Raw genomic sequence first — 14,295 nt, 5'->3', positions numbered from 1 at the left:
TTAGGCTAGCCGATGGCATTGGAAATCGGATCCATGCCAAAGAAAATCACGAAGAGGCCAGCCAAGAGCCACATGATCCAGTGCACGTCCTTGGCCTTGCCGGCGAAGGTAGACATGAGCGCGAAGGAGATGAAGCCCACGCCGATGCCGTTGGCAATGGAATAGGTAAACGGCATGGTCACGATAGTGAGGAAGGCGGGGATGGCGATCTCCATCTTGGTCCAGCGGATCTCGGTCAGCTGCGCGGCCATCATTACGCCGACGATGACCAAAACCGGAGAGGCGGCCTCGATGGGCACGATCTCATAGAGCGGAGTTAAGAACATCGCGGCGAGGAACAGCACGCCGGTCATGAGGTTGGCCAGGCCCGTACGGGCGCCATCGGCAATGCCGGCGGAGGAATCCGCAAAGACGGTATTGGAAGAAGCAGAGCCCAGGCCGCCGGCCACGGCGCCGAAGCCTTCGACGACGAGGGCCTTTTTCATATCGGGGAGGTTGCCGTCGGCGTCGACAAGCTTGCCCTGCTTGCCCAGGCCGGTCATGGTGCCCATCGCATCAAAGAAGTTGGTCAGCAATAGAGTGAAAATCAGCAGCACCGTAGAGACCACGCCGATCTTGGTAAAGGCGCCCACCAGGTTCACATCGCCCACGATGGACAGATCCGGAATGCCGCCGAGCGCCTCCGGCTTCACGGGCGCGGCCATGCCCCAGTCCTCGGAGCCGGTAAACACCTGGATAATAAACGCGATGATGGTGGTAAGCACGATGGCGATAAAAAGCCCGCCCGGCACGTTCCGGATGACCATGAAGGAACAGATAATGAGGCCGATGACAAAGACCAGCGCCGGCCAGGTAGAAATCGAACCATTAATGCCCAGGCTCACCGGGACGGTGGTGTGCGCGGCGTCCGGCACGCGGGTGACAAAGCCGCCATCCACGAGGCCGATCATGGCGATGAACATGCCGATGCCCACGCCCATCGCCGCCTTCATGGACTGCGGGATGGCGTCAAAGACGGCGGTGCGGAAACCGGAGATGGCCAGCAGGACGATGATAATGCCCTCGATGACCACCAGGCCCATGGATTCTTGCCAGGTCAGCCCGCTGGTGGCAACCATGCTCACGCCCACGAAGGTATTCATGCCCAGGCCTGCGGCCATGGCGAAGGGATACTTGGCAATGGCGCCGAAGAGGATGGACATGACGCCGGCCACCAACGCGGTGGCGGCGGCGACCTGTGGCACGCCCAGCGCATAGCCTTCCGCGTCCTCGGTAGTGCCGAGGATGAGCGGGTTCAAGAGGATGATATAGGCCATGGCGAAGAACGAGACCGTTCCCGCGCGTAGCTCGGTTCCGATGGAGGAACCACGTTCAGAGATATGGAAGTAGCGATCGAGAGTGGCTTTCAACGCCTGCGCCTTTCACGTACAGCGAGTCTTACGCCATAAGTGTGCTGCCTTAATCCTCGATTTCAAAATCCTGGAAGATGGGCTTTTCATCATCGAAGGCCACTTCCGGGTTCTTTTCTTCCCGCACGCGCGTCTGCGAATGCGCACCGCAGCCATAGCGCGAGTGCACCACCCGGCCGTCCGCCGAGTACTCATTGGCGCAGACGCCATAGTTGTCCAACAGCTGCACATAAAACGCACAGGTGCGGCATTGCAGGCGCGCCTTGGCCGCCATATCCGTATTGGGCCCGAATTCGGTGCGCCAGCGCTTCTTGGCGTCTTCTAGGCCGGATTTAGACAAAGTTTCCCCATCCAGGCGGGAATCATCCACGGCCGGTGGCATCAGGTCTCCGGGGCCGAGGTCACCGGGGCGCACGCGATCCTCATAGGGCACCCATTCCGGCGGCTGCAGGGCCTCCCCTCCCGGCACCAGCGCCACCTCATTGACGGTGACGTAGCGCGATCCCTCCGCGCAGGCGAGCACCGCCTGCCATTCCCAGCCAGGGTAGCCAGGCATTTCTGCTTCAAATCGGTGGGTAGCAACGTTTCGGCCCATCCCGGCGACGCCGATATGCTTGCCGACGCCCCCTTCCCCCACCTCATCCAACGCCTCGCGCGCAATGCGCACGGCGCGGGAATCGATCAACGGATTTGCTTTTCGCTTACTCACGCCCCTCATTATTCATTATGGAGCGCACCCGGTGGTACATATGGTGCATGTCGTTTCTTTCCCGCGCCGCCTGCATTCTTCTCCCCTGCACGCTCGTCGCTTGTTCCTCTACCCCAGCAGAACCCGAAGTAGAACACCTCTCCGTCGAGGTTCTCGGCACCGCTTCCCTGCCGCCCAATTCCTTTACGCAGGGCCTCGAAACCGATCCGGACGGCAACCTGCTCCTGGGCACCGGCCAGTGGGGTGAATCCCGCATAGAGCGCTTCTCCCCCGAATCCGGCGAAACCTTGGCCGAAACGCGCTTGGATAAGCGCTACTTTGGCGAGGGCATCACCCAAGCCGGCGATTCCATCTGGCAGCTGACTTGGAAGTCCGGCCAAGCCCTGAAATACGACCACGACCTGCGCCAGGTAGATACGGCCACCTACTCGGGCGAGGGTTGGGGCCTGTGCAATACCGGCGAGGATCTCCTCATGTCCGATGGCTCCGCGACCCTGCGGCACATGGACCCAGAGACCTTCGCGGAGCGATCCACTACCGACGTCACCCTGGAGGGAAAGCCCCTCGAAGACATCAATGAACTCGAGTGCGTGGGCGATGCCGTCTACGCCAATGTCTGGATGGACAACAACATCTACCGCATCGATCCCTCCACCGGCCGAGTAACCGCCGTCATCGCTACCGACGCGATTGATAAGTCCCGCTATACCGACCCCGATGATGTCCTCAACGGCATCGCACACATTAAAGACGATGAGTTCTGGCTTACCGGCAAGCGGTGGGAAGAACTCTTCCACGTTCGAGTAAGGTAAAGGCCCATGGCAACCCGTAAGGAAGCAAGGAAAAAGTCGCTGCTGCAGATCTTGGCCCTCATCGTGGTCGTGGCGGTCATCGTCGCCGCCGTAGTGATCTTCCAAAACTGGTGGAACCAGCGCCCGGGTCCCGATCCCCGCGACATCAAGGTCACCGCCTCCGTGGGCGATAAGTCCATCGACGTCGCCCCGTACATTGCATGCGAGCCCGGCAGCGAGTGCCCGGAAGGCGAGGTCCCGAACCTCACCGTGGGCGATGATGACACTCTCAAGCTGGATATCCCCGAAGAAATCTCCGATCACGAGTGGAAGATTCTTTCCATCTACGATGACCCCGCCGCCAACGATGAAACCGCGCACGGCGCAAACGAGACCACCGAGGTATCGATCCCCGGCTCGGTAGACCCCATCAAGGCCTCTACCGGCAAGCGCCCCCGCCTCAAGGTGGTGGAGATTTCCTCCATGATGATCGGCACCGATGACAACGGCGACGAAACCCCCTTGGCCACCGTGTGGTCGCTGACCACGATGACCGATAAAGAACGAGAAGCCTCCGCGGAGGAATCCACGAAGGCTTCTAATTAGCTATCCAAATCCTTCGCGATTGCGCGGAGGATTTCTGCTACCTGGCGCCCAGTCTTGCGCTCTGGGTAGCGGCCGGAATTGAGCACCGGCTGAATCTGCGACTCCAGCAAGGTCATCACGTCAGAGACCATGCTGCCGAGCTCTTCCGGCTTGCGGGCCGGCGTGCGGCGACGCGGCTTATCCAATACCTTGACCCGCAGCGCCTGCGGACCGCGGCGCCCGGCCGCGAAATCGAAGTCGATGCGCTGGCCGGGGAACAGTTCCTCTACTCCCTTGGGCAGCACGTTGCGGCCAACATAGACGTCTTCATCGCCCGGGTTGCTGACGAAACCGAAACCTTTCTCGGCGTCATACCACTTCACTTTGCCAATAGGCATAGGTACCCACCTCTTCTCTAGGGGAAAATCTTTATTTTAGCCGCCTGGTCAAAACAACAGAAGTCGCGCACTCTGCCGCGACACACCCGCGTTACATGACACAGATCACATATTACCGCCCACCTGCGGAAATGGGCTTTCACCCACCACATTTGTCTCATTTCTTTCCCATTTAGTGCCCATAACGTGACACTTTCGTTATAAACCGCTACGCTGTCCCCCAGACACTTAAGAGCCGTTAAGAAAGTTGCCCTCGCCCGCCCTTTCTTTTTGGTACATATTTTTGCACTTAATGCGGGCACACAGAGAGGACTAACTACATGGGACGCCACTCCGCTAAGAACCGTATGGCCGCTAAGTTCACCGCCGGCACCGTCGCCTTCGGCGCCGCCGCTGCCATCATGGCACCGACCGCTTCCGCTGCCCCAGATTCCGACTGGGACCGTCTGGCACAGTGCGAGGCCGGCGGCAACTGGCACATCAACACCGGCAACGGCTACCACGGCGGACTGCAGTTCAACCCGCAGACCTGGCAGGCCAATGGTGGCGGCCAGTTCGCTGCTACCGCTGACCAGGCTACCCGCGAGCAGCAGATTGTCGTCGCTGAGCGCGTGCTTGCTTCCCAGGGCTGGGGCGCATGGCCGGCTTGCTCCGCTTCCCTTGGCCTGAACTCCGCTCCGACCCAGCGCACCGCTCCGTCCGCTGCCCCTAAGGCTCCGGCCCAGGCACCGGCACCGGTCAAGAAGGCTGCCGCTCAGAAGTCCGATGAGCTGGCTGTTGATGCTCTGTACAACACCATCAAGAACGCCGCTAACTCCTACGGCCTGGCACTGCCTGCGCAGTTCACCGAGCTGTACAAGGCTAACCGCCACGACTTCAACAACTTCTACTCTGCCAACCGCAACGTCATCGACCCGATTGCGCAGATGATTGAGAACATCACTCGCTAAGACATAGCGATAAAGGGCCCATTGCAATAGCAATGGGCCCTTTTTGTATGAAAGAAAAATCCCCGCACCAAGGCGGGGACATACTCTAGCGATTGATGCGAGTATAAGGGTGAACGTAGTTCAGCTTCTCTGCCGACATCGGCAAGATCAGATCATCGCCGTAGGGGCTGGACGCACCAGCAAAAGGCGCAGAGATTTCCGTGATTGCGTGCTCGCGATTTTCGTTCTTCGGCCAAGCCGGGGAAACGTGACCCTTCTTCTGATTCGACATAGCCCTTATTATTTCAAACCTTGCGCAAAAACGTAACTCAAACGATAACTAAACTGGGGTGACATCATGACTCAGTCTTCCCACCTTCCGCATTTCCGCACGTGGCTCGCCTCCCTTGAGGAAGAAAAGCTCGCCACCATCCTCCGCAACCGGTCGGATGTGCTCAATCCGCTACCCCCGAGCATCGCAGCGTTGGCTACCCGCCTGCTACTGCGCACTTCTATCGCGCGGGCGCTCATGAACTGCACTGCACGGCAGCTTGCGGAGATCGAAGACATCGCGCGCCGCGGCGGAGAGCTCGAGGAGGTAGAAGACCTTAATCCGGATATCACCCGCCAGCTCAAGGAGCGCGGCCTGGCCTATGGCAACGTCCTGATCCCTCCCGAGGTCATGCCCGCCCTTCCCACAGGCTGGTCCCTCCTCGACCAGGTCCAGGTCAGCCCGGAGGACATCGCCGAGCTGCCGGACGAAGAACGGAAGGTTCTCCTGACCCTGTCGCGTTCCAATGGCCTGGGCACAACGCGAGATGCAGCCATCGATGCGGATCCGGCCCGGCCGATTCCGCGGCTCATCGCCAAGCAGCTGCTCCAGCGCGTGGACGCCACCACCGTCCGCCTGCCGCGCGCCGTGCACCTTGCGCTCAACGGCAAAACCACCGCACCGATTCCGGTGGAGGGAATCACCGAATCCCCTGCCCCGAATTCCAAGGCCGATGATGCCGGTACCGCGGCCGGACTATCCGCCGTGCGTGGCATGCAGCGCGTCATTGACGCCCTAGGCGCACGGCCGATAGAACTGCTCAAGGACAAGACCGTCGGCGTTCGCCAGCTCACCAACCTGAGCAAAGCCCTCACCATCGATGAAGGAGAGCTGCGTCGCCTCATTGAGCTCGGCATGAGCGCCCGTCTGCTCAGCCGCGGCGAACCGAAAAACTTCGAGGGCAACTTCCTCGCGCCAACGGAGCTTTCTCAGGACTGGCTCGATGCGGGCCTCGCGGAAAAATGGCAGCTTCTGCTCGAGGCCTGGACTGCCTCCCCATGGACCAAGGAAGGCCGCACGCTAGCGCACACTAATGACCGGCTGCCGGAATTTAGGCAAAAGGTCCTGCAGGTCTACCTGCGCGGCGCGAAGCCCACCTTCGAAGAATCCCTACGCTTCCACTTTCCGCTCTTTGCCACGCACACCTCGGACGAGACCATCGCTGAACTCCGCGCGGAAGCCGAGTGGATCGGCGCCATCGCCCTTGAGCGCCCCACCAGCGTGCTTATCGACGCCCCCGACGCCGCCGCCCGCCTCACCCCCGACACGGTCGATTACTTCCTCATCCAAGCGGATATGACGGTACTGGTTCCCGGCCCGCTCGATCCGGAGACCCACCAGCGGCTCGAAGCAGTCGCCGACCTCGAGTCCCCCGGCCTGGCCAGCGTCTACCGCATCTCGGACGCTTCCCTGCGCCGCGGCCTGGATCGCGGCATGACTGGGGAGGAAATCCAGGCATTCTTCGCCGCCCACGGGGAGGTGCCGCAGACGCTGGAGTTCCACATCGGGGACGTCGCCAAGCGCCATGGCACCCTGCGCTCCGGCCCGGCACTGTCCTACCTGCGCAGCGAGGACCCGGCTCTCCTCCAGATTGCGCTCAAGGCGGCGCCCCTGCGCCTGCTCGCGCCCACCGTCGCGGTGTCCCAATTGCCGGTGCACGACTTGCTAGAGCGCCTGCGCGATCACGGACTTTCCCCTGCCGCAGAGGACGAAAGCGGCGCCAGCCTTACAGTCGCGCCCGAACCGGCCACCCTGCCGACGCCCACCGCCCGCCGAGCCACCGCTTCCCCGGACATCGCGAAGGCCATGCGCACCCTGCGCGACGACGCCGCGCCTTCCACGCCCAGCCTCGATGTAGTCCACGCCGCCGCGCGCACTGCCCGGCCAATCACCATCGGCTATGCGGATAAGAACGGCAACGAAAAGAAACGCACCGTCACCCCGCTGACCGTGGCGGGCGGGCAGATCGACGCTCGCGCGGCCGATGGCTCTACCATCCGGTTTCCCTTGCACCGGATCACCTCCGTTACGCTGGAGCCATGAATGGACCATTGATTGTGCAGTCGGATAAGACCGTCCTGCTCGAGGTGGATCACGCCCAGGCCGCCGAGGCCCGCGCCGCGCTCGCTCCCTTTGCGGAGCTCGAGCGAGCCCCCGAGCACGTGCACACCTACCGCATCACCCCGCTCGCGTTGTGGAATGCCCGCGCGGCCGGGCACGACGCCGAGCAGGTCGTCGACGTCCTGGAAAACTACTCCCGCTTTCCAGTCCCCCAAGCCCTGCTTGTCGACGTCGCCGAAACCATGTCCCGCTACGGCCGCGTCCGCCTCCACGCCCACCCGGCCCACGGCCTCATCCTCGAGTCCGATGAGCCGCCCATCCTGGAAGAAATTACCCGCGGCGCTACCGGAAAACTCCTCGGCGCGCGCATCGACGAGAACTCCATCGCCGTCCCGCCCTCCGAGCGCGGCCGCCTCAAGCAGGCCCTTCTCAAGGCAGGCTGGCCGGCCGAGGATCTCGCCGGCTACGTCGATGGTGAATCCCATCCCATCGCCCTCAATCACGACGGCTGGCAGCTGCGTGACTACCAGCAGTACGCCACCGAAGCCTTCTGGTCCGGCGGCTCCGGCGTCGTCGTGCTGCCGTGCGGCGCTGGCAAAACGATCGTCGGCGCGGCTGCGATGGCCAAGGCGGAATCCACCACACTCATCCTGGTTACCAATACCGTCGCCGGCCGCCAATGGCGCGACGAGCTCCTGCGCCGCACCACCCTGACCGAAAACGAAATCGGCGAATACTCCGGCGAAAAGAAGGAAATCAAACCCATCACCATCGCCACCTACCAGGTGGTCACGCGCAAAACTAAGGGCGAATACCGCGCCCTCGAGCTCTTCGATTCCCGCGACTGGGGCCTCATTATCTACGACGAGGTGCACCTCCTTCCCGCCCCGGTATTCCGGATGACGTCGGACCTTCAATCGCGACGTCGGCTAGGGCTTACCGCTACCCTCGTGCGCGAGGACGGCCGCGAGGGCGACGTCTTCTCCCTCATCGGCCCCAAGCGCTACGACGCCCCGTGGAAAGAGCTCGAGATGGCCGGCTATATCGCCACCGCCGAATGCATCGAGGTCCGCGTGGATATGGACGCCGAGGAACGCATGCTGTACGCCACCGCCCAACCTCGCGACCGCTACCGCATCGCCGCCCAAGCCGCCGCCAAACTCCGTGCGGTGGACAAGATCCTGGCCCGGCACCCACAGCAGGCGCTCATCATCGGCGGTTATGTCGACCAGCTCAAAGAGCTCGGCGCGCATCTCGACGCCCCCGTTATCGACGGCTCCACCTCCACCGCCAAGCGCGAGCGCCTCTTCCAACAATTCCGCGACGGCACACTTCCTGTTCTCGTGGTGTCCAAGGTGGCCAATTTCTCCATCGACCTTCCCGAGGCGGCCCTAGCTATCCAGGTCTCCGGTACCTTTGGCTCCCGCCAAGAAGAGGCCCAACGCCTCGGTCGGCTGCTGCGCCCCAAGGAAGAAGAAGCCCTCTTCTATTCGCTGGTCACCCGCGATAGCCTCGATGCGGACTACGCCGTGCACCGCCAGCGTTTCCTCGCCGAGCAGGGATATGCCTACCGGCTTATCGACGCACTAGACTTGGAACAATGAAAATCTTCAAGTTCGACGTAGACGAGTCCTTTGCCAAGGCCAATAACGAGCTCTTGCGCGATTCCAACCGCCTTCGTATCTCCGGCCTCGTGCTGGGCATCCTGCTCATCATCGGCGGCGCGGCCATCTGGTGGGGATTTTCCTGGGGCATTACCATCGGCCTCGGCATGATCCTTTTCGGAATCATGGTGGCCATCGTCGGCTTCGCCGCCGCCCGTAAAGTCGGCACCGCCCAGCAACTCTATGACTCCTATCCCCTCGCTCCGGCTGTCATCGCTGAGGTTAACGAGCGCGACATGGTCCTGCTCGCCCTGGTCAACACCAACGTGGATCCTTCCCTGCCTCCCCGCTGGGCCGCTTGCCTGCGCACCGTGACCGCTATTCCCGGCACCCAGCGCACCGTAGGCACCAAGGTTCCCGTCGCCGCTGTGTCCGGCCGCGCGGACAACAACCACTGGCAGCAAATCACCCCTATGCCCATTGCTTGGGGCACCCCCGACGCCGAAACCGTCACCATCGCCCGAAAGTCCATCCCCCAGGAAGAATGGCAGCGCCTCGAGCGCGCCCGCAAGCGCCTTTCGGACGTGAAGGCCACGAAGTTCGACCTCCTCGTACTCTAAAGCACCATAAGGCTATTTGGTTCACTACCACGTGCTCATCAGCCCGAATCGAATACCCCATCTCCTGCCAAGGACAGCGCGAACGCGCAATGCACTCGGATACTCGGTTTAGGGCATGCTTTGCAGCTCGGTAGCCCTCGAAAAGGAACCGAGTAAAGCACTGAACATGCAGCCATGCCTGGGCGATCAAACCGCGGAGCTTGGGGTTCTATCTTTTCCCTTCATTACTTTTTGTTCGTTGTTGTTGGTGTGTGAGGTATTGGGCCCAGGTGTGGTTCCAGTGGGTGTGGTGTGTGGCTAATGGTCCCGTGGGGTGGTCTAGTTGGTAGGTGCCATCGCGGTGGAGCCAGGCGATGGTTCCGGTAATGGGGTCGAGGATGTAATGGACTCTGCGGTCGGTTTTGATGTTGTGGTGGTGTTGGCAGAGGTTTACTAAATTATCTGGGCTGGTTGGCCCGCCAAGGTGGTATTCGATGCGGTGGTCAAGTTGGCACCGGGTGGCGGGGACGGTGCAGCCGGGCCAGCGGCAGGTAGCGTCTCTGCCTTGGGTGTAGGCGCGGATGTCGGTGGTAGGGGTATAAGAGTCTGTCTCGTCGGCGTTGAGTCGGCGGATGAAGGTGTTGTCTGTGGGGGCGTGGTTGAGGTTTATCCATCCGGCTCCGGGGTGGAAGACCAGGTTGGTCTCGGGGTTGGTGGTAAACGTGTTGATGGCAACGCTGGTGTGGGTGTCTTCGAGTATGAGGTCGATGAGTGCTTGTGCGGCGGTGGTGGTGGCCTGGTTGGTGTAGGCGTCGATGTGGCGGGCGATGATGGTGGCGGTGGCGCTATCGCAGGTTAGCGTTAGTGTGGTGGTGTTATCGGGGTTGTAGTTGATGCGCAGGCGTGGTTCGGGTTGTTGTTCTTTGTCTTCGGGGCGCAGGTGGGTGTCGATGAAGGTGCGGATGAAGCGGCGTAGGTCCGCGTCGGTGGGGACGGTTTGGTTGGGTGTGGTGGGGGTGAGGAAGTCTGCGAGTGCGGCGTCGATGGCTTCGAGGTGGTCTGGGTTTTTGTCTAGGCGGGTGAGTTCGCGGTCGATGATGCGCAGTTTGGTCAGGTCGAGTATCCAGTGCTGTCCTTGGACTTCGGTGACGAGGGGTAGTTGGCGCATGCGGAAGTGGGCGCGCAGGAAGCCTAGGAGTTTGTGGTAGGAGATGCCGAGGTCTTTGGCGAGGCTGGTGAGGCTCTGGTCGACGTCGTCGTCTAGTTGGGGGAGGATGGCGCGGTAGAGGAACCAGGTGGTTTTGCGTGTGTAGGTGCCGGCTTTGCCGATGTGGTTGCCGGGTGCGTTGGTGGTGTAGAACGCTTCCGGTACATCACCATCGTCTAGGGGATCGGTGTCGGGGTGGTCGCCGATGAGGAGGGTGTCTGGGTAGTCGAGGGTGGTATCTGGTTCGGGCGGGGCAAGTGTGGCAGTCATAAGCAGGACACTCCAGCAGAGAAGAACAGGGTTCGTATGTATTTTCTAACGAGTGCCTTTATAGTATCCCGACTGGTGGACATGTGCCTTTTGTGGGGGTGTTTATGTTCGAATAAGGTGTCCTAAATCCGCAGGGAACCCCAGAGTCGCGCCACGACCAGCAACGGGGGTAAAAGCAAAGGTTTAGGGTTGGGCGGCGTCGGCAAGCTGGTTGCGAATTTCAGGGCAGTCAGCAAACTTTCGCTGTAGGCGACCTAAGAGGTCCTCAAATGAAGCCGGGTCAGCTGCCTTCTGAACTTTCCCGAGCAACCCATACGCTTGGTCGCGACCATAGGCATCTTGTGTTTCCAGCTTGTCCTCAATGAGGTGCATGAGAACGGGAACGGTCTGGTCCGGCAGGTGCGGAAGAAGTAGTTCTGCCACATTGCGTTGGAGCCCGGCGTCCGAGGCTGTCGCCCATGCTCGTTGCGGATCGCGTAGGCACTGATACTGAAACATTGCAAGATCCCAGGGCTTATCGCGCAGCCGAGCCTCGATGTGCTCCACTGCGCTATCCCCCACCGCCGCAAAAAGACCTTTCGCTGTCGAAAGCCGTGCAAACGCGTCGAAAACTCGCTCATTGACGTAAGGGCTGCGGTGAGGAAAATGGACGTCGGTAATCGCGGCCCAACCACCAGCAATGTTGAACGTTTCCTTAGCGGGAAGGATTCGCATCGCTTCTTCCGAGTACGTGTAAGCAAGGTCGAACCGGCCGATATCCGAAAGCCCGCTAATGAGCTGCTCATATCCGTCCGTGTGGGTACGAAATACCTCCTCGACAGAACCGGAAAGCACCGCTAACCGACGACCGACATACTCACCCTGCGCACGCTCGCGCAGCTCTTTGAAGCCTTCAGACCCTAAAGCCTGCGCGTACTGTACGGGGTCGATATAAACCTGCTCCGCATACGGCGACTCGAGAACGCCCAAAAGCCACTCGGCCAAGCGCAGACCGTCAACCTGGGCCAATTGGGCGGCCTGAGGTAGTTCCTGGGCCAAGCGCCCCGCGCACCAGATCACGGACCTAACTGGATCATTAACCAGCGGCAACTGTAGCAGAACCTCTTCTAGCGCCCGTTGTGCAACCGGGAAGATATCGTAAGGCTCTATTGACTTGACGCCTTGGATGGTCAGGTGTTGAGGCTCATCAATTGCCACATTCAAAAGCACACCCGCCTGCCACACCTGGTCGGCGTACGCCCGTGAATCGTCGGGGTCAGTCAGATTCAAACCGGAGGGGTTTACAAGGGTGTTGGTTGCTTCGTCAAGCGTCTGCACTACTTCTGGCATTCCTTTAGATCCGCGAGAAACTCCTTCAGCGTTTCCGTGAGCTCCCATATTTGGTTACGCTCCTCCTCAAACATGCGGTCAACCAGGAAATCCACGCCGGCCAAATCATCCGGATGCAGGCTGTCCAAGTAAGCCAGCAGCTTATCGACGCCTTCGAGGCCAAGAATTCCTTGCTCGACCTGGTCCGCCACATAAGAAATTTGCTTTTGGTCCATGGTGAGGAGAATAGCAAAACATAAAAAGAAGGAGACGGTGGTTTGCCGTCTCCTTCTTAGTGTTGGTGTATTTTGTTGTTTTTGTTGTTTGGTGTCGGCGGTGACTTACTCTCCCACAACCTCCCGGTTGCAGTACCATCAGCGTGTGCAGGCTTAGCTTCCGGGTTCGGAATGGGACCGGGCGTTTCCCTGCAGCTATTGACCACCGACAAACATACGAAGCATTAGTACAAACCCTTCTTAGTGCCCACTTTGTGTGGGTGTTGTGTCAGATACTGCATAGTGGACGCGGTCACGACAGTGACTGTTTCTTCATCTTGTTGTTTTGCCTATACACGGAGTGTGTTGGTGTTTGTTGTGGTCAATTAGTACCAGTAGCCTTCACACCTTACAGTGCTTCCAGGTCTGGCCTATCTACCCTATCGTCTTTAGGGGACCTTAACGAAACCTCATCTTAAAACAGGCTTCCCGCTTAGATGCTTTCAGCGGTTATCCCTTCCGTACGTAGCCAACCAGCGATACCCCTGGCGGGATAACTGGCACACTAGAGGTACGTCCGTCCCGGTCCTCTCGTACTAGGGACAGCTTTCTTCAAGTTTCAACGCGCGCGGCGGATAGAGACCGAACTGTCTCACGACGTTCTGAACCCAGCTCGCGTGCCGCTTTAATGGGCGAACAGCCCAACCCTTGGGACCTACTCCAGCCCCAGGATGCGACGAGCCGACATCGAGGTGCCAAACCATCCCGTCGATATGGACTCTTGGGGAAGATCAGCCTGTTATCCCCGGGGTACCTTTTATCCGTTGAGCGACACCACATCCACAAGTAGGTGCCGGATCACTAGTCCCGACTTTCGTCCCTGCTCGACATGTCTGTCTCACAGTCAAGCTCCCTTGTGCACTTACACTCACCACCTGATTGCCAACCAGGCTGAGGGAACCTTTGGGCGCCTCCGTTACATTTTGGGAGGCAACCGCCCCAGTTAAACTACCCACCAGGCACTGTCCCCAACCCAGATCATGGGCCAAGGTTAGATGCTCAATCCGATCAGAGTGGTATTTCAACAACGACTCCACCACCACTAGCGTGATAGCTTCTTTGTCTCCCACCTATCCTACACAAACCGAACCAAACACCAATACCAAGCTATAGTGAAGGTCCCGGGGTCTTTTCGTCCTGCCGCGCGTAACGAGCATCTTTACTCGTAGTGCAATTTCACCGGGCCTGTGGTTGAGACAGCAGAGAAGTCGTTACGCCATTCGTGCAGGTCGGAACTTACCCGACAAGGAATTTCGCTACCTTAGGATGGTTATAGTTACCACCGCCGTTTACTGGGGCTTAAATTCTCAGCTTCGCCAACAAAGTTGACTAACCGGTCCTCTTAACCTTCCAGCACCGGGCAGGCGTCAGTCCATATACATCAACTTAACGTCTTCGCATGGACCTGTGTTTTTGATAAACAGTCGCTTCCCTCTATTCTCTGCGACCCCACAACGCTTCCAGCCGCAAAGACCTTCACGTCGTAAGGCCCCCCTTCTCCCGAAGTTACGGGGGCATTTTGCCGAATTCCTTAACCACAGTTCACCCGAACGCCTTAGTATTTTCAACCTGACTACCTGTGTCGGTTTAGGGTACGGGCCATACACACACATCGCTAGAGGCTTTTCTCGACAGTACAGGATCACCACCATCAACCCCATTGGGTCTACGCATCACGTCTCAACCAAATGTGTGGCGGATTTGCCTACCACACGATCTGCACGCTTACACCACCAATCCAATAAGTGGCGTGGCTACCTCACTGCGTCACCCCATCACTTGAACCACACATCAGGCCCCACGACATCAACACCACCAA

Annotated in this window: 13 protein-coding genes and 2 rRNA genes; 6 read left to right on the top strand and 9 right to left on the bottom strand. The window is 59.8% G+C overall.

The window, feature by feature from the left end; all coding sequences use genetic code 11:
- Window positions 1-5: 5 nt before the first annotated feature.
- Window positions 6-1,409, bottom strand: a complete 1,404-nt coding sequence (locus MHY24_RS00075; RefSeq protein WP_239227937.1) for an NCS2 family permease — start codon at window positions 1,407-1,409, stop codon at window positions 6-8.
- A gap of 49 nt (window positions 1,410-1,458) precedes the next feature.
- The gene (locus tag MHY24_RS00070) at window positions 1,459-2,127 is read right to left on the bottom strand and encodes a DUF3027 domain-containing protein (protein WP_204609848.1); all 669 of its coding nucleotides are present in this window, start codon (window positions 2,125-2,127) and stop codon (window positions 1,459-1,461) included.
- A gap of 38 nt (window positions 2,128-2,165) precedes the next feature.
- Here MHY24_RS00070 and MHY24_RS00065 point away from each other — a divergent pair, with 38 nt between their 5' ends.
- Window positions 2,166-2,930, top strand: coding sequence for a glutaminyl-peptide cyclotransferase (locus MHY24_RS00065; protein WP_239227936.1), 765 nt, complete (start codon window positions 2,166-2,168; stop codon window positions 2,928-2,930).
- A 6-nt stretch (window positions 2,931-2,936) separates the two neighbouring features.
- On the top strand, window positions 2,937-3,515 hold the full coding sequence (locus MHY24_RS00060; RefSeq protein ID WP_150851075.1) for a DUF2771 domain-containing protein: 579 nt from the start codon (window positions 2,937-2,939) through the stop codon (window positions 3,513-3,515).
- On the opposite strand, the gene MHY24_RS00055 is transcribed toward MHY24_RS00060, so the two are convergent.
- Entirely contained in the window at window positions 3,512-3,892 is a 381-nt protein-coding gene (locus MHY24_RS00055) for a cold-shock protein (RefSeq protein ID WP_005323875.1), read from the bottom strand. The genes MHY24_RS00060 and MHY24_RS00055 overlap by 4 nt on opposite strands.
- 320 nt (window positions 3,893-4,212) lie before the next feature.
- Between MHY24_RS00055 and MHY24_RS00050 the strand changes: the two genes are divergently transcribed.
- Window positions 4,213-4,842, top strand: a complete 630-nt coding sequence (locus tag MHY24_RS00050) for a resuscitation-promoting factor Rpf1 domain-containing protein (RefSeq protein ID WP_301332434.1) — start codon at window positions 4,213-4,215, stop codon at window positions 4,840-4,842.
- Window positions 4,843-4,927: 85 nt separating this feature from the next.
- Here the strand turns inward: MHY24_RS00050 and MHY24_RS00045 are convergent, their stop codons facing one another.
- On the bottom strand, window positions 4,928-5,113 hold the full coding sequence (locus tag MHY24_RS00045) for a hypothetical protein (RefSeq protein WP_204609856.1): 186 nt from the start codon (window positions 5,111-5,113) through the stop codon (window positions 4,928-4,930).
- A 66-nt stretch (window positions 5,114-5,179) separates the two neighbouring features.
- Here MHY24_RS00045 and MHY24_RS00040 point away from each other — a divergent pair, with 66 nt between their 5' ends.
- Genes MHY24_RS00040 through MHY24_RS00030 form a run of 3 tightly spaced genes read left to right on the top strand, consistent with a single transcriptional unit; the run spans window position 5,180 to window position 9,437 of the window.
- Window positions 5,180-7,195 carry a helicase-associated domain-containing protein gene (locus tag MHY24_RS00040; protein WP_239227935.1) on the top strand — a complete coding sequence of 672 codons (2,016 nt, stop codon included), beginning with the start codon at window positions 5,180-5,182 and terminating at the stop codon, window positions 7,193-7,195.
- Window positions 7,192-8,817, top strand: coding sequence for a DNA repair helicase XPB (locus tag MHY24_RS00035; RefSeq protein WP_239227934.1), 1,626 nt, complete (start codon window positions 7,192-7,194; stop codon window positions 8,815-8,817). Before MHY24_RS00040 ends, MHY24_RS00035 begins: the two co-directional genes overlap by 4 nt.
- Window positions 8,814-9,437, top strand: a complete 624-nt coding sequence (locus MHY24_RS00030) for a DUF3239 domain-containing protein (protein WP_150851107.1) — start codon at window positions 8,814-8,816, stop codon at window positions 9,435-9,437. Before MHY24_RS00035 ends, MHY24_RS00030 begins: the two co-directional genes overlap by 4 nt.
- Window positions 9,438-9,645: 208 nt before the next feature.
- On the opposite strand, the gene MHY24_RS00025 is transcribed toward MHY24_RS00030, so the two are convergent.
- The 5 genes from MHY24_RS00025 to MHY24_RS00005 all read right to left on the bottom strand — a co-directional run.
- On the bottom strand, window positions 9,646-10,893 hold the full coding sequence (locus tag MHY24_RS00025) for an HNH endonuclease signature motif containing protein (protein ID WP_239227933.1): 1,248 nt from the start codon (window positions 10,891-10,893) through the stop codon (window positions 9,646-9,648).
- 183 nt (window positions 10,894-11,076) lie between these two features.
- Window positions 11,077-12,210 carry a hypothetical protein gene (locus MHY24_RS00020; protein WP_239227932.1) on the bottom strand — a complete coding sequence of 378 codons (1,134 nt, stop codon included), beginning with the start codon at window positions 12,208-12,210 and terminating at the stop codon, window positions 11,077-11,079.
- The gene (locus tag MHY24_RS00015; protein WP_150851690.1) at window positions 12,210-12,437 is read right to left on the bottom strand and encodes a tRNA 2-thiouridine-synthesizing protein; all 228 of its coding nucleotides are present in this window, start codon (window positions 12,435-12,437) and stop codon (window positions 12,210-12,212) included. Before MHY24_RS00015 ends, MHY24_RS00020 begins: the two co-directional genes overlap by 1 nt.
- A gap of 92 nt (window positions 12,438-12,529) precedes the next feature.
- A 5S ribosomal RNA gene (rrf, locus tag MHY24_RS00010) occupies window positions 12,530-12,647 on the bottom strand.
- A 135-nt stretch (window positions 12,648-12,782) separates the two neighbouring features.
- Window positions 12,783-14,295 (bottom strand): 23S ribosomal RNA (locus MHY24_RS00005); the annotation flags it as partial.

The sequence above is a fragment of the Corynebacterium sp. ACRPQ genome (assembly GCF_022347225.1).
Classification (GTDB): Bacteria; Actinomycetota; Actinomycetes; order Mycobacteriales; family Mycobacteriaceae; genus Corynebacterium; species Corynebacterium tuberculostearicum_D.
This window is presented reverse-complemented; position numbering and strand designations above follow the sequence as displayed.

Excerpts from the sequence above, each read along its gene's own strand:
- MHY24_RS00070 (WP_204609848.1), bottom strand. The coding sequence starts at position 2,127 with ATGAGGGGCGTGAGTAAGCGAAAAGCAAATCCGTTGATCGATTCCCGC.
- MHY24_RS00065 (WP_239227936.1), top strand. The coding sequence starts at position 2,166 with ATGTCGTTTCTTTCCCGCGCCGCCTGCATTCTTCTCCCCTGCACGCTC.
- MHY24_RS00060 (WP_150851075.1), top strand. The coding sequence starts at position 2,937 with ATGGCAACCCGTAAGGAAGCAAGGAAAAAGTCGCTGCTGCAGATCTTG.
- MHY24_RS00055 (WP_005323875.1), bottom strand. The coding sequence starts at position 3,892 with ATGCCTATTGGCAAAGTGAAGTGGTATGACGCCGAGAAAGGTTTCGGT.
- MHY24_RS00050 (WP_301332434.1), top strand. The coding sequence starts at position 4,213 with ATGGGACGCCACTCCGCTAAGAACCGTATGGCCGCTAAGTTCACCGCC.
- MHY24_RS00045 (WP_204609856.1), bottom strand. The coding sequence starts at position 5,113 with ATGTCGAATCAGAAGAAGGGTCACGTTTCCCCGGCTTGGCCGAAGAAC.
- MHY24_RS00040 (WP_239227935.1), top strand. The coding sequence starts at position 5,180 with ATGACTCAGTCTTCCCACCTTCCGCATTTCCGCACGTGGCTCGCCTCC.
- MHY24_RS00035 (WP_239227934.1), top strand. The coding sequence starts at position 7,192 with ATGAATGGACCATTGATTGTGCAGTCGGATAAGACCGTCCTGCTCGAG.
- MHY24_RS00030 (WP_150851107.1), top strand. The coding sequence starts at position 8,814 with ATGAAAATCTTCAAGTTCGACGTAGACGAGTCCTTTGCCAAGGCCAAT.
- MHY24_RS00025 (WP_239227933.1), bottom strand. The coding sequence starts at position 10,893 with ATGACTGCCACACTTGCCCCGCCCGAACCAGATACCACCCTCGACTAC.
- MHY24_RS00015 (WP_150851690.1), bottom strand. The coding sequence starts at position 12,437 with ATGGACCAAAAGCAAATTTCTTATGTGGCGGACCAGGTCGAGCAAGGA.